Source organism: Nonomuraea sp. ATR24 (genome assembly GCF_041950485.1).
GTDB lineage: Bacteria > Actinomycetota > Actinomycetes > Streptosporangiales > Streptosporangiaceae > Nonomuraea > Nonomuraea ceibae.
Map to the genome: position 1 here is coordinate 186,069 of NZ_JBGNUU010000015.1, position 19,268 is coordinate 205,336.

General features: G+C 70.4%; 18 protein-coding genes. 9 read left to right on the plus strand and 9 right to left on the minus strand.

From position 1 onward, the window contains the following. Positions 1-56 precede the first annotated feature (56 nt). Entirely contained in the window at positions 57-752 is a 696-nt protein-coding gene (locus tag ACBI99_RS31765) for a vancomycin high temperature exclusion protein (RefSeq protein WP_246646030.1), read from the plus strand. A 6-nt stretch (positions 753-758) separates the two neighbouring features. Here the strand turns inward: ACBI99_RS31765 and ACBI99_RS31770 are convergent, their stop codons facing one another. Both ACBI99_RS31770 and ACBI99_RS31775 read right to left on the minus strand, forming a co-directional pair. Beyond that, positions 759-1,922, minus strand: a complete 1,164-nt coding sequence (locus ACBI99_RS31770; protein ID WP_219509944.1) for a PrsW family intramembrane metalloprotease — start codon at positions 1,920-1,922, stop codon at positions 759-761. Between the two features lie 102 nt (positions 1,923-2,024). Continuing rightward, complete coding sequence (locus ACBI99_RS31775; RefSeq protein WP_219509943.1) at positions 2,025-2,984, minus strand: heme o synthase; 960 nt, start codon at positions 2,982-2,984, stop codon at positions 2,025-2,027. Between the two features lie 337 nt (positions 2,985-3,321). On the opposite strand from ACBI99_RS31775, the gene tkt reads away from it, so the two are divergent. The 5 genes from tkt to pgl all read left to right on the plus strand — a co-directional run bounded on the left by tkt (position 3,322) and on the right by pgl (position 9,865). Continuing rightward, on the plus strand, positions 3,322-5,352 hold the full coding sequence (tkt, locus tag ACBI99_RS31780) for a transketolase (protein WP_375074166.1): 2,031 nt from the start codon (positions 3,322-3,324) through the stop codon (positions 5,350-5,352). Between the two features lie 4 nt (positions 5,353-5,356). Beyond that, positions 5,357-6,448, plus strand: a complete 1,092-nt coding sequence (gene tal / locus ACBI99_RS31785) for a transaldolase (protein WP_219509941.1) — start codon at positions 5,357-5,359, stop codon at positions 6,446-6,448. Positions 6,449-6,511: 63 nt separating this feature from the next. After that, the gene (gene zwf, locus ACBI99_RS31790) at positions 6,512-8,113 is read left to right on the plus strand and encodes a glucose-6-phosphate dehydrogenase (RefSeq protein ID WP_246646029.1); all 1,602 of its coding nucleotides are present in this window, start codon (positions 6,512-6,514) and stop codon (positions 8,111-8,113) included. Beyond that, positions 8,113-9,018, plus strand: coding sequence for a glucose-6-phosphate dehydrogenase assembly protein OpcA (locus ACBI99_RS31795; protein WP_219509939.1), 906 nt, complete (start codon positions 8,113-8,115; stop codon positions 9,016-9,018). Before zwf ends, ACBI99_RS31795 begins: the two co-directional genes overlap by 1 nt. A gap of 73 nt (positions 9,019-9,091) precedes the next feature. Beyond that, positions 9,092-9,865: a 6-phosphogluconolactonase gene (gene pgl / locus ACBI99_RS31800; protein WP_219509938.1), complete on the plus strand. Its 774-nt coding sequence runs from the start codon at positions 9,092-9,094 to the stop codon at positions 9,863-9,865. On the opposite strand, the gene add is transcribed toward pgl, so the two are convergent. Next, the gene (add, locus tag ACBI99_RS31805; RefSeq protein WP_219509937.1) at positions 9,862-10,878 is read right to left on the minus strand and encodes an adenosine deaminase; all 1,017 of its coding nucleotides are present in this window, start codon (positions 10,876-10,878) and stop codon (positions 9,862-9,864) included. The two genes, pgl and add, sit on opposite strands and share 4 nt — an antisense overlap. Before the next feature lie 94 nt (positions 10,879-10,972). On the opposite strand from add, the gene ACBI99_RS31810 reads away from it, so the two are divergent. Continuing rightward, positions 10,973-11,743, plus strand: coding sequence for a class I SAM-dependent methyltransferase (locus tag ACBI99_RS31810; RefSeq protein ID WP_375074158.1), 771 nt, complete (start codon positions 10,973-10,975; stop codon positions 11,741-11,743). Positions 11,744-12,251: 508 nt separating this feature from the next. Here the strand turns inward: ACBI99_RS31810 and ACBI99_RS31815 are convergent. Beyond that, positions 12,252-12,587: a hypothetical protein gene (locus ACBI99_RS31815; RefSeq protein WP_357586667.1), complete on the minus strand. Its 336-nt coding sequence runs from the start codon at positions 12,585-12,587 to the stop codon at positions 12,252-12,254. 740 nt (positions 12,588-13,327) lie between these two features. Here ACBI99_RS31815 and ACBI99_RS31820 point away from each other — a divergent pair. Next, positions 13,328-13,897 carry a hypothetical protein gene (locus ACBI99_RS31820; RefSeq protein WP_375074159.1) on the plus strand — a complete coding sequence of 190 codons (570 nt, stop codon included), beginning with the start codon at positions 13,328-13,330 and terminating at the stop codon, positions 13,895-13,897. Positions 13,898-14,007: 110 nt separating this feature from the next. On the opposite strand, the gene ACBI99_RS31825 is transcribed toward ACBI99_RS31820, so the two are convergent. The 3 genes from ACBI99_RS31825 to ACBI99_RS31835 all read right to left on the minus strand — a co-directional run bounded on the left by ACBI99_RS31825 (position 14,008) and on the right by ACBI99_RS31835 (position 15,773). Next, positions 14,008-14,478, minus strand: coding sequence for a hypothetical protein (locus ACBI99_RS31825; RefSeq protein ID WP_357586662.1), 471 nt, complete (start codon positions 14,476-14,478; stop codon positions 14,008-14,010). Between the two features lie 249 nt (positions 14,479-14,727). Continuing rightward, on the minus strand, positions 14,728-14,877 hold the full coding sequence (locus ACBI99_RS31830) for a hypothetical protein (RefSeq protein ID WP_375074160.1): 150 nt from the start codon (positions 14,875-14,877) through the stop codon (positions 14,728-14,730). A 623-nt stretch (positions 14,878-15,500) separates the two neighbouring features. Continuing rightward, on the minus strand, positions 15,501-15,773 hold the full coding sequence (locus ACBI99_RS31835; RefSeq protein WP_375074167.1) for a tyrosine-type recombinase/integrase: 273 nt from the start codon (positions 15,771-15,773) through the stop codon (positions 15,501-15,503). 293 nt (positions 15,774-16,066) lie between these two features. Here ACBI99_RS31835 and ACBI99_RS31840 point away from each other — a divergent pair, with 293 nt between their 5' ends. Next, the gene (locus ACBI99_RS31840) at positions 16,067-17,152 is read left to right on the plus strand and encodes a pentapeptide repeat-containing protein (RefSeq protein WP_357586658.1); all 1,086 of its coding nucleotides are present in this window, start codon (positions 16,067-16,069) and stop codon (positions 17,150-17,152) included. Between the two features lie 221 nt (positions 17,153-17,373). On the opposite strand, the gene ACBI99_RS31845 is transcribed toward ACBI99_RS31840, so the two are convergent. After that, positions 17,374-18,528, minus strand: coding sequence for a tyrosine-type recombinase/integrase (locus ACBI99_RS31845; RefSeq protein WP_375074162.1), 1,155 nt, complete (start codon positions 18,526-18,528; stop codon positions 17,374-17,376). Between the two features lie 17 nt (positions 18,529-18,545). Continuing rightward, positions 18,546-19,034 carry a hypothetical protein gene (locus ACBI99_RS31850; RefSeq protein WP_375074163.1) on the minus strand — a complete coding sequence of 163 codons (489 nt, stop codon included), beginning with the start codon at positions 19,032-19,034 and terminating at the stop codon, positions 18,546-18,548. Between the last annotated feature and the right edge of the window lie 234 nt (positions 19,035-19,268).

A 19,268-nucleotide genomic window follows, 5' to 3' on the forward strand; every position in this document is an offset into this window, starting at 1 on the left:
ATGCCAGGGTATGGGGTGAGATGTCGGCCACTCCCCCACCAAGGTGAGGTGCCCTTTTGCGGGGATTCGTCCGCCCCACTCGTCAGACGATGCGGCGCGCGTACCAGGGACTCGTGCTCGCCAGCGTGCTCGCGCTGGCGCCCATGACGTGGGCCTGGTTCGGCAGCGACGGCCACCGCGAGGTGGCCGGCACGGCGGGCTGGCAGGCGCGGGTGCCCGCCTCGCAGGCCGCGCTCGTCCTCGGCGCCGGGCTGTACGGCGGGCGGCCCTCCCCCATGCTGGCCCGCAGGCTCGACATCGCCGCCGAGCTCTACCACGCGGGCAAGGTCAGGGCGCTGCTGCTGTCGGGCGACAACAGCCGGGCCGCCTACGACGAGCCGACCGCGATGCGCGACTACCTGCTGGCCAGGGGCGTGCCGGAGCGGGTGATGGTGCTCGACTACGCCGGGTTCGACACCTGGGACTCGTGCGTGCGGGCCCGCCGGGTGTTCGGCGCCGAACGGCTGACCGTGGTGACGCAGGTCTTCCACCTGCCCCGGGCCGTCACGCTCTGCCGGACGGCCGGGCTGGAGACGTTCGGCGTCGGCGACGACTCCACCGCGCACTGGCCGGGCCCCACCTACGCCTACGCCACGCGCGAGCTGGTGGCCACCGGCAAGGCGTTCGCCGACGCGCTGCTGCTGCGCTCCGACCCGGTCTTCCCCGGCCCCGTGGAGACCTCGCTGCGGCGCATCGTCGACGCGCCCGCCTGACCGGGCTCAGCCAGGCATGTAGCCGTGGCTGCCGGCCGGCGTGGGCGGCATCGGGAAGTCGGCCCTGGCCGTGCTCATGCACTCCAGCAGCGCCCGCTGCTCCTCGTGGAAGGTCTGGTCGTCGACCATCCGCCGGGCCGCCCGCTCGTGCAGCAGCCCCAGCTCCGTCGCGGCGAGCTGGTAGTCGCTCATCGCCCGCAGCCCGCGCTTGCCGCCGTACATCCTGGCCCACTGCCGGGCCCGGCGGCGCCTGGGCAGCGCCGACAGCATGATGATGTCGTCCTTGCTGACGAGCTTGGTCGGCTCGTACGGCGGCAGGTAGCGCTGGATGAGCTCGACGATGCGGCGCCGGTCGCGGAAGACGACCACGATGAGCGCCACCAGCACCATCATCAGCGTCACGTACGCGACCACGAGCCCCGGGAAGCCGCCGTAGGAGACCAGGCCGTTCCACAGGCCGTGCAGCACCATCGCGCCCGACCAGCCCGCCATGATGGAGAAGACCCGCTCCGACCCCTCGCGGGTGGCCGCGTGCGCCACCGCCACCCCGATCATCGAGGTGAACAGCGGATGGGCGAACGGCGACAGGATGCCGCGCAGCACCACGGTCACGGCCAGGCTCACGCCGCCCGCCTCGGAGTTGAGCGCCTGGAGGTAGTAGCTGACGTTCTCGCTCATGGCGAAGCCCAGGCCGACCATGCTCGCGTAGATGATGCCGTCGGTCAGCCCGTCGAGCTCGGCCCGGCGGAAGCGCAGCAGGCCGAGCAGCACCAGGCCCTTCATCGTCTCCTCGACCACCGGGGCGCCGAAGGTGGCGGCGATGTTGCGGGCGGTGTCCTCCGACAGCTTGACGGTGTCCATGATGTAGTGCAGGTTCAGCGAGTTGACCACGCCCGCCACGAGCACGGCGACGCCCGCGCCCCACGCGAAGGCGAAGACCAGGTTGCTGCGCGGCTCCGGCTCCATCCGGTCGAGCGCGAGCACGGCGGCCAGCAGCAGCGGCACCGGCGCCAGGGCCAGGCCGAGCGAGATGAAGAACTGGACCGGCTCCCCGTTGATCACGTCGATGGCGAACGAGGCCAGGGCGCAGATCCCGGTCAGCACCAGCCCGGTGATCAACGCGAACGACGGGCGGTCCTTCAGCACCCAGCGTGGATCACGGGACGGCATACGGTGACTGTAACGGATCAGGAATGCGCTGTCCTTCCAAGGCGGCACGGCAGGCCCGGATGGTGATGTGCCCGCTTTCCCGGCGGTCATGCGGCGCCGGGGTCAGGACAGCAGCGGGTCGATGGCGACCGCGAGGAACAGCAGCGCCAGGTAGGCGTTGGACCAGTGGAAGAAGCGCATCGGCCGCAGCGCCACGCCGGTCTTGCCGGAGTTGAGGCGGCTCAGCAGGCGGTGCACCTCCCACAGGCACGCCACGCCGAGGACGGCGGCGACGGCCGGGTAGAACAGGGTCGTGCCGGCCACCGGCCACAGCGCCAGCGAGCAGAGCACGGTGGCCCACGTGTAGGCGATCGACTCCAGGATGACCCGGCGCTCGGTGGCGACCACGGGCAGCATCGGCACCTTGGCCGCCGCGTAGTCCTCCTTGTAGCGCATGGCCAGGGTCCAGGTGTGCGGCGGCGTCCAGAAGAACACCACGCCGAACAGCACCAGCGGTGCCCAGTCGAGACGCTCGGTGATGCCCGCCCAGCCGATCATGACCGGCATGCAGCCCGCGATGCCGCCCCACACGATGTTCTGGGCGGTGCGCCGCTTGAGGATCATCGAGTAGACGAGCACGTAGAACAGGATCGCGCCGGTCGACAGCGCCGCGGCCAGCCAGTTGGTCGTCAGCCACAGCCCGGCCGTGGACAGCGCGCCCAGCACGATGCCGAAGATCAGCGCGCCGCGCGGCGACACCTGGTGCCTGGCCAGCGGGCGGCGCCGGGTGCGGCGCATCTTCTGGTCGATGTCGCGGTCGACGTAGCAGTTGAGCGCGTTGGCGCTGCCTGCCGACAGCGTGCCGAACACCATGACGGACACGGCCGTCCACAGCGGCGGCAGGCCGCCCGCTGCCAGGAACATCACCGGCAGCGTCGTGATCAGCAGCAGCTCGATGATCCGCGGCTTGGTCAGCGCGATGTAGGCCTTGACGACCGACCCGATCGAGCGCGGGCCGGCCGGGAGCGGCTCCCCGGCCTCGGGGGCCGGCGCCGTCGTCTGCCTGTTCGTCAGCACCGTCAAGGCGCTTCCAGCACGTGCGGAGTCAACGCGTAACCTCTGATTGGAGCTGATTCGTGAGTGGCCGCCGCGGCGACCAGGGAACAACCAAACTGTAGTCGCCGGGTCGGCCGGTCCGGCCAATGGGGGGCTCGCACCGCGAACGGACACGCTCCGGGGTGGGATGGGAATCGATCTCCAGTCCCACTCGGTTAGGGTCCGGTGTGGGCGGGATACGCCAACCGGCACCACCAAGGACAACTAGATTCCGGAGACCGAGCACTTGAGCACCGAACTCGTGCCAGCCCTTGAATGGACCGACCTGGACAAGCAGGCGGTCGACGTCGTTCGAGCCCTGGCGATGGACGCTGTGGAGAAGGCGGGTTCGGGTCACCCCGGCACCGCGATGAGCCTGGCCCCCGCCGCCTACCTGCTGTTCCAGCGCACGATGCGGCACGACCCGACCGATCCCACGTGGCTCGGCCGTGACCGCTTCGTGCTGTCGGCCGGGCACACCAGCCTGACCCTCTACATCCAGCTCTACCTGTCCGGCTACGGCCTGACGCTCGACGACCTGCGGCGGCTGCGCCAGTGGGACAGCCTGACGCCCGGCCACCCGGAGCACGGGCACACCGCCGGCGTGGAGACCACGACCGGGCCGCTCGGCCAGGGCCTGGGCAACGCGGTCGGCATGGCGATGGCGGCACGCCGCGAGCGCGGCCTGTTCGACCCCGACGCCGAGCCGGGCCGCTCGCCGTTCGACCACCACATCTGGTGCATCGTCAGCGACGGCGACATCGAGGAGGGCATCAGCCACGAGGCGAGCTCCCTGGCCGGTCACCAGAAGCTGGGCAACCTCGTCGTCATCTACGACGACAACCAGATCTCCATCGAGGACGACACGCTCATCGCCAAGTCCGAGGACGTGGTCAAGCGTTACGAGGCCTACGGCTGGCACACGCTGAGCGTCGACTGGACCCAGTCGGGCGACTACATGGAGGACGTGCAGGCGCTGCACGAGGCGCTGGAGGCGGCCAAGGCCGAGACCGACCGGCCGTCGTTCATCCGGCTGCGCACGATCATCGGCTGGCCCGCGCCCAACAAGCAGAACACCGGCAAGATCCACGGCTCGGCGCTGGGCGAGTCCGAGGTGGCCGCCACTAAGCAGGTCATGGGAATGGACCCGGCCAAGACGTTCGACGTGCCGGCCGCGGTGCTGGAGCACGCCCGCGAGGTGGCGCGGCGCGGCCGCGAGGCGCACGCCGAGTGGCAGCGCGGCTACGCCGCCTGGCGCGAGGCCAACCCGGAGCGGGCCGCCGAGCTCGACCGCATCTCCCGCCACGAGCTGCCCGCCGGCTGGGCCACGGCGCTGCCGGAGTTCGAGACCGGCGGCTCGATGGCCACCCGCAAGGCGTCGGGCGAGGTGCTGAGCGCGCTCGCGCCGGTGCTGCCGGAGCTGTGGGGCGGCTCGGCCGACCTGGCCGAGTCCAACAACACCACGATGAAGGGCGAGCCGTCCTTCATCCCGGAGGAGTACCAGACCAAGGACTTCCCCGGTAACCGCTACGGCCGCACGCTGCACTTCGGCATCCGCGAGCACGCCATGGGCGCGATCCTCAACGGCATCGCGCTGCACGGCGGCACCCGCCCGTACGGCGGCACCTTCCTGGTGTTCTCCGACTACATGCGGCCCTCGGTGCGCCTGGCGGCGCTGATGAAGCTGCCGGTCACGTACGTGTGGACGCACGACTCCATCGGCCTGGGCGAGGACGGCCCGACCCACCAGCCGATCGAGCACCTGTGGTCGCTGCGCGCGATCCCCGGCCTCGACGTGGTGCGGCCCGCCGACGCCAACGAGACCGCCTACGCGTGGAAGACCGTGCTGGAGCACACCGACCGGCCCGCCGCGCTCGCGCTCACCCGGCAGAACCTGCCGGTGTACGAGGGCACCAGCGCCGACGGCGTGGCCCGGGGCGGCTACGTCCTGCGCGACGCCTCCGACGGCCAGCCGAAGGTCATCATCATCGCCACCGGCAGCGAGGTGCAGCAGGCCGTCGACGGCCGTGAGCTGCTGGAGGCCCAGGGCATCCCGACGCGCGTCGTGTCGATGCCGTGTGTCGAGTGGTTCAAGGGGCAGGACTCCGCATACAGGCAGACCGTCCTGCCCTCGTCGATCAGGGCCCGGGTCGCGGTCGAGGCGGGCATCGCCCTCGGCTGGCACGAGTTCGTCGGCGAGTGCGGCGAGGTCGTCAGCCTGGAGCACTTCGGTGCGTCCGCGCCGTACAAGACGCTGTACGAGCAGTTCGGGCTGACGGCGGAGCGCGTGGCTGCGGCGGCCAAGGCGAGCCTGGCCAAGCTGGGCCAGGACAAGGGCGAGACGACGGGAAACTGAGGACATGAGCGAGATCCTGAACAAGCTGTCCGGCCAGGGCGTGTCCATCTGGCTCGACGACATCAGCCGTGAGCGCCTGCGCAGCGGCAACCTGGAGGAGCTGATCCGGGACAAGAACGTGGTCGGCGTCACGTCCAACCCGACCATCTTCGCCGGCGCGCTCAGCAAGGGCGACGCCTACAACGCCCAGCTGCACGACCTGGCCGTGCGCGGCGTGGACGTGGGCGAGGCCGTGCGCGCGATCACCACCTACGACATCCGCTGGGCCGCCGACGTGCTGCGCCCGGTCTACGACGCCACGCAGGGCGTCGACGGGCGGGTGTCGCTGGAGGTCGACCCGCGCCTGGCCCGCGACACCGAGAAGACCGTCGCCGAGGCGCGCGCGCTGTGGTGGATGGTGGACCGGCCCAACCTGTTCATCAAGATCCCGGCCACGATGGAGGGCCTGCCCGCGATCACGCAGGCGATCGGCGAGGGCATCAGCGTCAACGTCACGCTGATCTTCTCGCTGCAGCGCTACCGCGCGGTCATGGACGCCTGGCTGGCGGGCCTGGAGGCGGCCCAGGCCAAGGGCCTCAACCTGGCCACGATCGAGTCGGTCGCCTCGTTCTTCGTCAGCCGCGTCGACACCGAGATCGACAACCGGCTCGACAAGCTCGGCAAGCCCGAGCTGAAGGGCAAGGCCGGCGTCGCCAACGCGCGCCTGGCCTACGCCGCCTTCGAGGAGGTCATGAACTCCGAGCGCTGGCAGCGCCTGCGCGCCGCCGGCGCCCGCCCGCAGCGCCCGCTGTGGGCCTCCACCGGGGTGAAGAACCCCGACTACTCCCCCACGATGTACGTCGACGAGCTGGTCGCGCCGGGCACCGTCAACACGATGCCGGAGAAGACGCTCGACGCGACCGCCGCGGGCGGCAACGTCACCGGCGACACCGTGCGCCCCTTCTACGAGCAGGCGTGGAACACCATGGCCGCGCTGAAGGAGGCGGGCGTCGACTACGACGACGTGGTGCGGGTGCTGGAGGAGGAGGGCGTGCAGAAGTTCGAGGCGTCCTGGAACGAGCTGCTCGAGAGTGTCAGCAAGAACCTGGTTCCGTGACGAAGGCGTCCCGCCGCGGGGAGGGCGGGCCCTCCCCGCGCGGCGCCTCACTGGAGGTTTGAGATGAGTGACCCGGCAGGGCCCCCGGAGGAGGCCGTCGCCGTGGCGGCGGCCGTGGCCGGCACGTCCACGACGCTGGAGGTGGCCGCCGCCAACCCGCTGCGGGACCCGCGTGACAAGCGGCTGCCGCGGGTGGCGGGGCCGTGCGTGATGGTGTTGTTCGGCGTGACCGGCGACCTGGCCAAACGCAAGCTGCTGCCGGCGATCTACGACCTGGGCAACCGGGGGCTGCTGCCGCCGGGCTTCTCCCTGGTCGGTTTCGCCCGGCGCGACTGGCAGGACCAGGATTTCGCCAAACTGACGCACGACGCCGTGAAGACCCATGCCCGCACGCCCTTCCGCGAGGAGGTCTGGAAGCAGATCCGCGAGGGGATCCACTTCGTGCCGGGCGAGTTCTCCGACGACGGCGCGTTCGACGCGCTGGCGATGGCGTTGAAGGAGATCGACGAGCTGCGGGGCACGGGCGGCAACTACGCCTTCTATCTGTCGGTGCCGCCGAAGTTCTTCCCCGTGGTCGTGGAGCAGCTCAAGCGCACCGGGCTGGCCGAGGCGCCCGACGGCTCGTGGCGGCGGGTGGTCATCGAGAAGCCGTTCGGCCACGACCTGCGCTCGGCGCACGAGCTGAACGAGATCACCACCTCCGCGTTCCCGGAGAGCTCGATCTTCCGGATCGACCACTACCTGGGCAAGGAGACGGTCCAGAACATCATGGCGCTGAGGTTCGCCAACAACCTCTACGAGCCGATCTGGAACCGCAGCTTCGTCGACCACGTGCAGATCACCATGGCCGAGGACATCGGCATCGGCGGCCGGGCCGGCTACTACGACGGCATCGGCGCCGCCCGCGACGTGATCCAGAACCACCTGCTCCAGCTTCTGGCCCTGGTGGCGATGGAGGACCCGACCTCGTTCGAGGCGTCCTCGCTGCGCCGCGAGAAGGAGAAGGTGCTCAAGGCCGTGCGGCTGCCCGCCGACCTGGCCGCCAACACCGCGCGCGGCCAGTACGCGGCGGGCTGGCAGGGCGGCGAGAAGGTCGTCGGCTACCTGGAGGAGGAGGGCATCTCCAAGAGGTCCACCACCGAGACGTACGCGGCGGTCAAGCTGGAGATCGCCAACCGGCGGTGGGCGGGCGTGCCGTTCTACCTGCGCACCGGCAAGCGGCTGGGCCGCCGGGTCACCGAGGTGGCCGTGGTGTTCCAGAAGGCGCCGCACCTGCCGTTCAGCGCCGACGACACCGAGATCCTCGGCCACAACGCGCTGGTCGTGCGGGTGCAGCCGGACGAGGGCATCACGGTCAGGTTCGGCTCCAAGGTGCCGGGCACGGCGATGGAGGTGCGCGACGTGTCCATGGACTTCGCCTACGGCGAGTCGTTCCTGGAGTCGTCGCCCGAGGCGTACGAGCGGCTGCTGCTCGACGTGATGATCGGCGACCCGCCGCTCTTCCCGCACCAGCGGGAGGTCGAGCTGTCGTGGAAGATCCTCGACCCGATCGAGGAGTTCTGGGCCACCCAGGGCCAGCCGGAGCCGTACCCGTCGGGATCGTGGGGGCCGCCCGCGGCCGACGCGATGATGGCCCGTGACGGGCGCGTCTGGAGGAGACTCTAGTGACCACGTTCATGCTGGCCGACACGACGGCGGGCAAGATCTCGGCGCAGCTCACGCAGCTGCGCCACCAGATGGGCGCGCCCGCGATCGGCATGGTGCTGACGCTGGTCGTGGTGTGCGAGGAGCGCGACCAGTACGACTCGCTGCGGGCCGCCACCGAGGCCGCCCGCGAGCACCCGTCGCGCATCCTCGTGGTGATCAACCGGGAGACCGACGAGGCCAACCGGCTGGACGCCGAGCTGCGCATCGGCGAGTCGGCGCCGGGCGAGACCGTGGTGCTGCGTCTGTACGGCGAGCTGACCGAGCACGCCGACTCGGTCGTCAGCCCGCTGCTGCTGCCCGACACGCCCGTGGTGGCGTGGTGGCCGAGCCGCGCCCCTGACGTGCCGTCGGCCGACTCGATCGGCGTGCTGGCCCAGCGGCGGCTGACCGACGCCAAGAACGCCGACGACGGCGTCGCGTCCCTGGTGACGCGGGCCAAGGGCTACGCGCCGGGCGACACCGACCTGTCGTGGGCGCGGCTGACGCCGTGGCGCAGCCTGCTGGCCGCCGCGTTCGACCAGCCCGTGGGCCGGGTGCACGGCGGCGTCGTGGAGGCGTCGGCGGGCAACCCGAGCGCGCCGCTGCTGGCGTCGTGGCTGTCGGAGCGGCTGGGCGCCGAGATGGACGTGGCCGACTCGGGCGGGCCCGGCCTGACCGCCGTACGGCTCGCCACCGACGAGGGCGAGCTGTCGGTGGTGCGCACCGACGCCCGCCTGGCCACGCTGTCGCGTCCCGGCCAGCCCGACCGCAACGTGGCGCTGGCCCGCAGGCACCTGTCGGAGCTGCTGGCCGAGGAACTGCGCCGGCTCGACACCGACGAGATCTACGGGGCCGCCGTCAAGCGCCTGGCCCGCCTCCGCTAGACCGCACGACTCCCCGTGCCCGGGCGCCCCCGAGGTGCCCGGGCACGGCCGTATCCATGAAAGGGTGGCGCTCGTGAGCGTTCCCACTGTTGTTGTGCACCGCGACGCCGACGTGCTGGCCAAGGCCGTGGCGGCGCGGATCATCACCCGGCTCGTCGACGCCCAGTCCGCCAAGGGCTCGGCCTCGCTGGTGCTGACCGGCGGCACCGTCGGCATCGCCACGCTGGCGGCGATCCGTGACACGCCGGCGCGTGACGCCGTCGACTGGCGCCGCCTGGACATCTGGTGGGGCGACGAGCGCTTCCTGCCGGCCGGCGACCCGGAGCGCAACGAGACCGGCGCCCGGCAGGCGCTGCTCGACCACGTCGACCTCGACCCCGCGCGGGTGCACGTCATGCTGGGCCCCGACTCGGGGCTGTCGGCGGAGGAGTCGGCCGACGCCTACGCCACGGAGCTGGCCAAGGCCGCCCGGCCGGAGGACCACGGCGCGGCGCCCGCCTTCGACGTGCTGCTGCTCGGCATGGGGCCCGACGCGCACGTGGCGTCGCTGTTCCCGGGCATGCCGGCGCTCTACGACACCCGCGCGGCGGTCGCGGTGCACGGCGCGCCCAAGCCGCCGCCCACGCGCATCTCGCTGACGCTCCCGGTCATCCAGGGGGCGCGTGAGGTGTGGGTGGTCGCGGCCGGCGAGGAGAAGTCGGGCGCGGTCCGGCTGGCGCTGTCGGAGTCGGGGCCCGTCCAGGTCCCGGCGGCGGGGGCGCGCGGCCGGGGCGGCACGCTGTTCCTGCTGGACCGGGCGGCCGCGGGCAAGATCCCGCCGGGCCTGGGCCGCATCGCCTCGCCCTAACGGGCCACCAGGGCGTCGATCTCGCCGAGGAGCGCCTGCTTGCGCTCCTGCGGCAGGTAGCTGGCCCGCACGCCGTTGCGGGCCAGCTCGGCGAGGTCCGCCTCCGCCAGGCCGAAGACGCGGGCCGCGACGCGATACTCGTCGGCCAGCGTGGTGGCGAACATGGGCGGGTCGTCGCTGTTGAGCGTGACGAACAGCCCCTCCTCCAGCATGCGCGGCAGCGGATGGTCCTCGATGCGGGCGACCTGGCCGGTGCACACGTTCGAGGTGGGGCAGACATCCAGCGGGAGCTGCGTCTCGCGCAGGTGGTCCACCAGGCGCGGATCGGCGAGGCAGGCGATGCCGTGGCCGATCCGCTCGGCGCCGAGCCCCTCGATGACCTCCCACACGGTCTCCGGGCCGGTCATCTCGCCGCCGTGCGGCACGCTGTGCAGCCCTGCCGCCCTGGCCGCGGCGAACGCGTCACGGTAGGCGTCGCGGTGGGGCGCACGGCTCTGCTCGATCCCGCCCAGCCCGAAACCTACCAAAGCAGCGGGAGGTTCCTGGAGCGCGTGGTCGAGGGTGACCTTGGCCGCCTCCTCCCCGAACTCGCCCGGGATGTCGAAGATGTAGGCCATCTCCACCCCGTGCTCGACGGGCGCCCGCCGGGCGGCGAGGTCCAGCGCCTCGGTGACCTCGCGGGCCGGCATGCCGACGACATGATGGGCGTACGGGGTGACCTGCAGCTCTGCGTAGCGCCCGCCCTGCGCCGCCAGGTCGCGGGCCAGGCCGAGCACGAGTGTGGCGATGTCCTCCGGCTCCCGCACCAGCGCGTTGACCGCGCCGTACACCTGGGCGAAGTGCGGGAAGTCGCGGAAGGTGTAGAAGGCGCGCAGCTCCTCCTCGCTGGTCGGCACCGGGCTGCCGGGGTGGCGGCGCGACAGCTCCAGCACCGTGTCGACGGAGGCGGAGCCGATCAGGTGGACGTGCAGTTCGACCTTGGGCAGTGCGTCGATGAACGCGTCAGGACTCATGCGGACGACCCTAGGCCGCGCCCCGGCCTCGCCTCCAGGCTTACGGGGCGAATATCACATGGATGTGTAAAGTTTTGGCGTTATGCTGTCCGGGGTGACCGATCCCGAAGCTTACGAGCGCGGATTCGCCCGGCTCAGCGCCCACACCGTCGGCCCGCTCCTCGACCGGGCGAGCGTCCCCACCGGCCCGGCCGAGCGGCGGGCCGGGGTGCGGGTGCTCGACGCGGGGTGCGGGAGCGGCGTCGTGACGGCCGGGGCGCTGGCGCGCGGGGCCCGCGTGACCGCCTTCGACGCCGACGCCGCGATGGCGGGGCTGGCCGCGCGCCGCCATCCGGAGGCGGAGGTGGTGGTGGCGGCGCTGCCGTCGCTGCCCTTCCGGGACGGGACATTCGACGCCGTAGCCGGAAATTTCATCATCAACCACGCGCCCGACACCGCCGCCGCGCTCCTGGAGCTGCGCCGCGTCGCCCGGCCCGGCGCGGGCGTGGCGCTGACCTGGTGGGAGCCGTCCGAGATGACCGCCACCGGCGTCATCGCCGCCGCCGTCGAAGCCGCCGGCCACCCCTTCGCGTTCCCGCCCCGGCCCCTCGCCGCCGCCGCCGACCCCGGCCGCTTCGCCACGCTCATGCGCCGGGCGGGCTTCACCGGCGTCGCCGTCGACACCCTCCGCTGGCGCCACCCGTTCGACCCGGACGCCTGGCTCGCCGACGTCGTCGCCGCCGGCGGCCCCCGCTTCGGCCCCATCGCCGCCCAGCCCGCCGCCGTCCAGGCCCGCATCCGCGCCGCCTACCACCACCTGGCCGCCCCGTACATCCTGGACGGCTTCCCCGTAACCGCCCACCTGGCCCACGCCACCACCCCCTGACCCGACCGCCACCCTCTGCGCCCCTCCCTGGGCCCACGCCCCTGGCCCCCACCCGCCACCCCTGCGCCCGGCACCCGGCACCCGGCACCCGGCAGACGGGTACGCCGCGCGAGAAGTCCTGGCCCATCAGCGAGCCGGTGCGCTGCTCAGCCTCGCTGAGCAGGACCAGCTCGCCTCCGCAGTGCGGTCCGCTGGTCTCGCGCTCGGCGCCATGCCAGCCCCGCTGCTGGCCGATCTCCTCTCGGCAGTGGAGACAAGCGAGACGGTGATCGCGCGCGCCCTGGACACATCCACGAGGGTCGCCAGCGGACGCGCCCGGATTCCGTCACGCAGTGAAGGACACGCATGAACGTCCCTGCAAGCCCTGACGGCGGCTTCTACGGCTTCGCGCCGCCGGAGGCGCACCCCGCTGGGCGTGGGTCGCCTGGCTGTTCGGCTGCTCCAGCAAGTCGACCCGGCGTGCGGGCACCGACAGCTCGACCTCCAGCCACTCCCACGGTGCCCTCAGCTACACCAGCTCCGGCGGCACCTGCCACTGCCAAGGGCCGCGCGACGGCAGATAGAACTCTGGCTCGGCTAAGTAGCGATACTCCGCCTTGGGGAGCAAAAGCGTCGCTATGCGCTCCAGCGTTGGTTCGGCTACCAGATGTGGGCGCTGGCGGCCTCGTCGACGGCGTTCTCGTCCTCCCGGATGCGCTCGGCAGGACAGGTCGGCCAGGCGCTGCTGCGGCCGGGTGCGCTCGGCCATCGCCTCGGCCAGCCAGGCGGTCGCCGCGGCGGGCTGCTCAAGTTGCGGGGCGACCCGTTCATCCAGCGCGGCGGTGCGTTGGACCGCGTCGCTCATCGCGCCGTCCTGGCGGGCCCGGCGTTCGCGGTAGGCGCGCCCGGCAGGCGTCGGAGCAGTACGCGCGGTGCCGGCCCCGCACCGGGCAGGGCCGGCGGGTGCGTGTTGCCGCCGGACGGTTCGGCGCAGCGCGTGGACTCCTCGGCCGCGACGGCGTCCGGTTCGCCGTGCCCGCCGGGCTGCGCAATTGCCGCCCTGCTCAGCGATCTCCACGATCACCTGCGTGACGTGCTCGGTGATCTCAACGTCCGGGCCTGTCATCGGGGGTCACCTCGGCGGCCACGTGGACGGCGCCGCGCAGGAGCCGGAGCGGCTTGCCGCCGGAGTCGACGAGTTCGAGGTCTCACACGCCAAGTCCTCCACGTCCCGGAGGCCGGCACCGCGGCAGGGGATGAGCAGCGTGACGCGGTCGGTGGCCGGGTCGGTGATGGTCATGTGGCCGGTGTAGAGGGTAACCGTCCCCACCGGGCTTGGACCGGCGGGCCTTCAAGCTTGCTGGCCTAAGTCGCTACTCCAGGCGATTTAAGATTCGAGCTCTCTACTGTAGCCAAACTCTTCTGACCTGCGAGTTTACTCCCAATTCTCACATATGCAGGGATGACTACTCCGCGAATAGGGAAGGATGCCGTCCGCTAGTAAGCGCGCCGATCAGAAATGACTACTTAAAGCAAGCGTTGACAATTTCCCTTCTGAATCGCGCAAGACTCTCATCCTCCCCCATCTCAAAGGAGAATTCTGGAGTGAAGTACGGACTGCGTGCCGCCATCATCGCTTCATCAATTGCTGTCATGTTAGGGGCTATAGCTCCCAACGCTGCCAGCGCCGATCCCCATCCGGTAGACAGCAATGGTCAGTCAAACACGCCGACCCTGCCCGGCGAGCCGGACACCTCGGGCGCCGATGGCGAAGCATTCTCCAGCGCCGTTACAGACAAAAATAAGCTAGCGGCAGACGTTGGGTGCTGGGTGATCGCCGAAGCCCCGTTTACGCTCGTATACAACAAGGCGCCGATTCGCGCCGAAGGCTATATATCCAGATGTACACCCATCAAGCCAGACGATTGCCGCACGGAGACCGACCTCGAACAGAACATCGACGGAATCTGGACAGTGGTAGCCAATGGTCCCGTGAAGTGGGGTTGCAGCGTAGGCAGCGGCTCGAAGTCCAGCACGGCTTATAACTGCCGGCAGGACCTCAACGGACCGCACTCGTACCGGACGCGGACCTACCTCCTCACCCAGTACCGCGGGAAGTGGGCCCCCTCTCCTTCCGTAGCGACGAGCGGGACCAACAGTTGGTGGTGCGAATAGAATCCGCGCTCCAGCGGCAGCGAGTAACGACCACATAGTCTTTAGGTATACCGAGCTCATCTTCTAGTCCGGCTACGCCCGCAGACAGGATTCACTCACAGTCTGCGGGCCTATCCGTTCTCCCGCAATCTCTCAGCAGGATCATTCTCGGTCAAGCGAAGAAGGGGAATCTGCTTCTGGCGTCTCACTTCGTATCGCTCCGATAGTGACACTGTCTTCAAAAGGCGAACGAGCAAACCGTCGCAATCGCCCTTGCCTATTTTCAAAACACCCACCTTCACGAATCGCCCAAAAACGTCAATGTGAATTGAATCCTCAATATCAGCATTAGCTAGCTTCACGATTTCAGAGGCCCTCCTTGCGGAATCTCGATCAGCAAGAACCACATAGTCGGCCCCATCGGCCAGATAAGAAATCGCCATGCTATACGACTCAGAGGTCCTGGATTCGATCATCGTAAGGTTCAGGCTAGAAACTCCTCTGAACCGATGCAACACAAGATGCCCCCGGGTGATCTGAAAGATCATCCAATTGATACCGCCGACGACATGTACGAGCGCTGCTTCGAAGGTTCCTCTCATCGTCTCCTCTGATCATGGCTGGGAAGAACCGGACCGTCTGATGTAAGTATCCTCTCCTGGCCCAAATACTTCACTATCGTGGTCAAGTCCTCTTGGGAACATATTGATCACCGTGCAGGATGTCGGCACGGGTATGCCGTCCCCGAAGAGCACTCGACGCAGACCAGCATCCGGGCGGGCGCGAGATCGGTGGGGCCTGATGAAGTGCGGCCGCACCCGCTGCGGATGCAGCGCGGTCGTATCAGCAGGTCACGGCATCGGGACGGGGATGCATGGCTCGTTCTCGGCGTCCTCGAACAGGCGCATGTACCGGGCGCAGTTCACCGTGATGACGTCGGCCCGGCCGGTGGCCGCTGCCTGCATGAGGTTGGTGTTGTCGCGGGCGGTGTACCGGAGCATGTCCTGAGGCTTCTCAACACCCTCGCCAGGGTTGAACGTCCGAATCGGGTGGTGGCGGCCTGCCAGGCGTGAGCGCTGGTCGCGCTGGTGTTTTCGGTCATGGGGCGAGTCTGGCCACGAGGAGGAATTAGTCTCCCTCCGATTCGAGGCGCCAGCCTCCCAGGCCATACCGGAACGGAACCTTCCTTGCCGGTGATTGCCGTTCCGATGTTGCTTGCCCTCGAACACGCCAGCGCGGCGGCCGGAATGGGAAGATCCGATGATGGAGATGAACTTTCCTGACCAGATTGAGCTGCTCGGCGCGCGAGTGGAGGCCGGGCTGATCAGCTACCAGGAAGCCGTCCAGCAGTTGGCCGAGTGGAACAGCGACGTGCTCACCCCCGCCGGCGCAGACAGTTGGCTCCAGGACTGGCGGGGCGCGAGCGCACCTCACCAGGTCGGCCGACGCTGTGAGGCGGGCCGTCGACGCCATGGAAGTCGAGCTCACCGCCGCGACTCCGCAAGAGCGCACCGCCGCGTCGGCCGCGGCCGACCAGGCGTTGGCGGAACTGCGCGACATCTGACCTTCCGGGGGCGAGCGGCCGCCCGGCACACGCCTCCGGGTCGGCCATAGGCCGAGATCCTCACGGGCTAGGCGCGGCCTTCCGGCGGCGCGGGGCGGCACCCGGCAGGGGCACCGGGGCGGGGGTGGCGAGCTTGTCCACGGCCGCGCGGCGCGTCCGCTCCGGCCGCCGGTCGTACTTCGCCGTGGTGGCCGGGGAGGCGTGCCCGACGAGAGCTTGCGCGGTGGCCAGGTCCACCCCGGCGTCGAGCAGTTCGCCGATGAACGTACGCCGGAAGTCGTGAGCGCGCGGCGCCTCGTCCAGCCCGGCCTGGGCGGCGCGCTCGCCGAGCACCGAGGACAAGGAGCAGAAGTGGAACGCCGGGCCTCACCTGCAACCACAGGTCGTCGGGCTGCGGTAACGGTTAAGGAACCGTGGCACCGCCTGCACTCAGGAAGAGATCCAATAAGGACATGAGAGCCAGACAGCCGCGACCACCATCTCGGCAGGTGCTTGCGGCGGCGACCGCAGCCAGGGCACGTCGCATGGCCAAAGTCGCAGAAGCGACTCCTCCATCTGCCCCGTCCCGCTCGGGCCACTGGGCGCAGTGGTGGATACGCCGATTACTGTGGCTCATCCCCCTGCTGGTGGCGATTGCCGGGGCCGCTGTCGCGGCGACCATCGAGAGCATCCCGGACTGGGGACGCTGGACCCTGGCCGGGATCGCCCTGGCCGGCGTCGCCGTCCTCGGCATCGCCGTACTCATCGGGCCAGCCGCCCGCCGCCTGGCAGGCGAACGCCACCCGCTCACCCAGGACGAGCGCGGCCAGATGACTGCCACAGAACGCGTGGAGGCCGTCAACGCCGCCCGCCATACCCTGATTCAGGCCGCCACAGGGTTGGTCGTCATCGGCGGTGTCGTCTTCACCGCGCAGGGCTTGTGGTACACGGCGCAGTCCCTCGACGCCTCCCGGCAGGCCCAGCGGACCGCCGAGCAGGGGCAGATCACCGACCGGTACACCAAGGCCGTGGAACAACTTGGCTCCGCCAAACAGGACGTACGGCTCGGCGGCATCTACGCGCTCCAGCGCCTGGCCGCCGATTCTCCTCGTGACAAGGACACCATCCGCAACGTCCTGGCCGCCTTCGTCCGCAATCGCGACTTCTGTGTCCTCCGTGCAGGGCAGAAGGCACCCCCCGCACACTGCACTCCCGAAGCCCCAGCAGAACAACTCGACAAGATCCCAGACAGGAGGCTGGACGAGGACGTGTTCGCGGCCCTGACCCTCGTCCCCCACCTAGCACCCCGCGACCCCAGCGGCGCCTTCACCGTCCCTCCCCACTTCGCTCGGGTACGCTTCCCCCGAGCGGATCTGAGCTACGTGAACCTGGCCGGCGTGGACCTGGCTGGCGCGGACCTGCGCCGCGCGAACCTGCTCCGCGCGAACCTGCTCCGCGCGTACCTGAGCGTCGTGAACCTCAGCGGCGCGAACCTGCATAACACGTACCTGAACGGCGCGGACCTGAGCGCCGCGAACCTGCGCGGCGCGGACCTGAACGTCGCGGACCTGAGCGGCGCGGACCTGAGCGGCGCGGACCTGAGCGGCGCGTTCCTGAGCGGCGCGGACCTGAGCGGCGCGGACCTTCGCGGGGCGGATCTGCAGGAGGTGAAGGGAGCAACCGAGCAGGACATACGCCGCGTGGCAATCACCGATGCGGCCACTCGCTTCTGACGGCGCCGCCCCGTCGCATCGGCCGGACCGGAAGGATCGTCGGTTCACCTGCGCCTGATCTTCCTCCAGATGTTGAGCTGACTCGGGGCGTGGGCTATGTCCGGGATGCCGCTACCGACCATCGACGCAGGCCAGCAGCTTCCGAGCACAACGGACGGCCAGCAAGCCGGAAGTTCCGGCCGGATATGACCAGCACTCGCGTCCGGCCGCGGCCGAGATCATCACGAACTAGGCGCGGCCTTCCGGCGGCGCGGGGCGGCACCCGGCAGGGGCACCGCGTCGGGGGTGGCGAGCTTGTCCACGGCCGCGCGGCGCGTCCGCTCCGGCCGCCGGTCGTACTTCGCCGTGGTGGCCGGGGAGGAGTGCCCGACGAGGGCCTGCGCGGTGGCCAGGTCCACCCCGGCGTCGAGCAGTTCGCCGATGAACGTACCCCGGAAGTCGTGAGCGCGCGGCGCCTCGTCCAGCCCGGCCTGGGCGGCGCGCTCGCCGAGCACGTTGCTGACCGTCTGCGCGTCCATGAACGCGATCCGGCCGTGCTCGTCGCGGCGGATGTGCCTGCCTCGCGGGGTGAACGGCGCGAACAGGCCGCCCGGGTCGCGGCGGCGCACCGTCAGCCACGCCTCGATCCGGCCGACCGCGCTGGCCGTCAGGTACACCATGCGTTCCTTGCTCCGCTTGCCTCGGATGCGCAGCGAGCGGGCCGCCGGGTCGTAGTCGGCCAGCGCCACCCCGGCGAGCTCGAACCGGCGCACGCCGGTCGAGTACAGGGCAGCGATCATCGCCGCGTCCCGCAGCGCCACCCGCCGCAGCTCGTCCCGCTTGGCCGGGTCCTCAACGTCCGGCGCGTCGAGGTCGGCGTCGCAGGCGGCCATCAGCGCGCCGACGCGCTCGATCGGCAGGTGCCCGCCGGCGGGCAGGGTGCTGCCCTCGAACTGGTCGACGCGCTGGGCGCGGTCACGCTCGTCGGCGGTCATCAGCCCGAGGAGCCACGCCCGATCCAACACTTGCCGTAGCGCCACGACGTGCTTGTTCCGGTAGGCGAGCGACCACGGCTCGCGGGTGCCGTCCTTCTTCCGGCTGGTCGCCTGGCCGATCAAGGACCGGATGCGCTGGGTGTGCTCGGCCCGCAGCAGATGCCACCTGATCGTCTCGCCGGTGATGGCGAGCACGGCCGGGTCCTTCTTCCCGGTGGCGGGGTCGATGCCGGTGGGGTCCTGGTCGGCCATCAGCCGGGCGATCCGGTCGAGGCAGCCCTGCATGGTGCGGCGGGATTCGCGGCCGTCGAGGCTGTCGAGGTAGGCCCAGTACGGGTTCTTCTGCCGGTCGTCGGCGGCCGCCACGGCGGGCAGCGTCTCCGCGCCCGCCGTGGTCACCATCTCGGGAAGGTTGCCGCTCACCGCGGGCCTTCGGTCTCGATGGGCTGAACATGGGTGAGGGCGATCGGGCCCCCTTCGTCCTCCACCCAGACGACGGGGGTGTGGCCGCTGAGCACGACGGCCGGGGTGCGGGTCCGGCCTGGCTTCCCGACGCCGTGGCGGTCGAAGGCCCAGTAGCGGACGGGCGTGCCGACTGGCACCGTGGCGTTCCATTTCTCGACCACGGCCTTCCGCTCCTGCCGCCGCGCCTGCTCCAGCGCCTGCTCCAGCGCCTCGGCCGCGGCCTCGTGCGCATCGACCTGGACGTCGGCCATGTGCGCGTCGAACTGCTCGAACACGGCGTGGTCGTCCCACGGCGGGGTGGTCGGCATGGTGCTGCAGGAGCAGGTGCCGGACTTGAGGTCGCGGCCGGCCTGGGCGGACGCGATGGGGTCGAGGCCGAGCAGCAGCCGGTGAGCCTTGAGATCCACGAGCGGGTCGTCGGTGTAGTGCGGCAGGTCGGTCACGGCGTCTTCTCCTTGACGGTCTCGCGGGGGCTGGTCTCCACCAGGGGGAGGCGGGTCGGGGCCGCCCCGGCGCAGGATGTCTGCGCCGGGGCGGCTTGCCTCCTAGGGGCAACGCCGTTCAGTTAAGGGAGAGGGCTGTTCGTCAAGACCGGTGAACAAAGCAGCGGAGCCGCTGTAGAAGAGGTCTGTCACTCCAAGACATCCTCACCACAGGAGCTCCGCTGTTGGAACAGG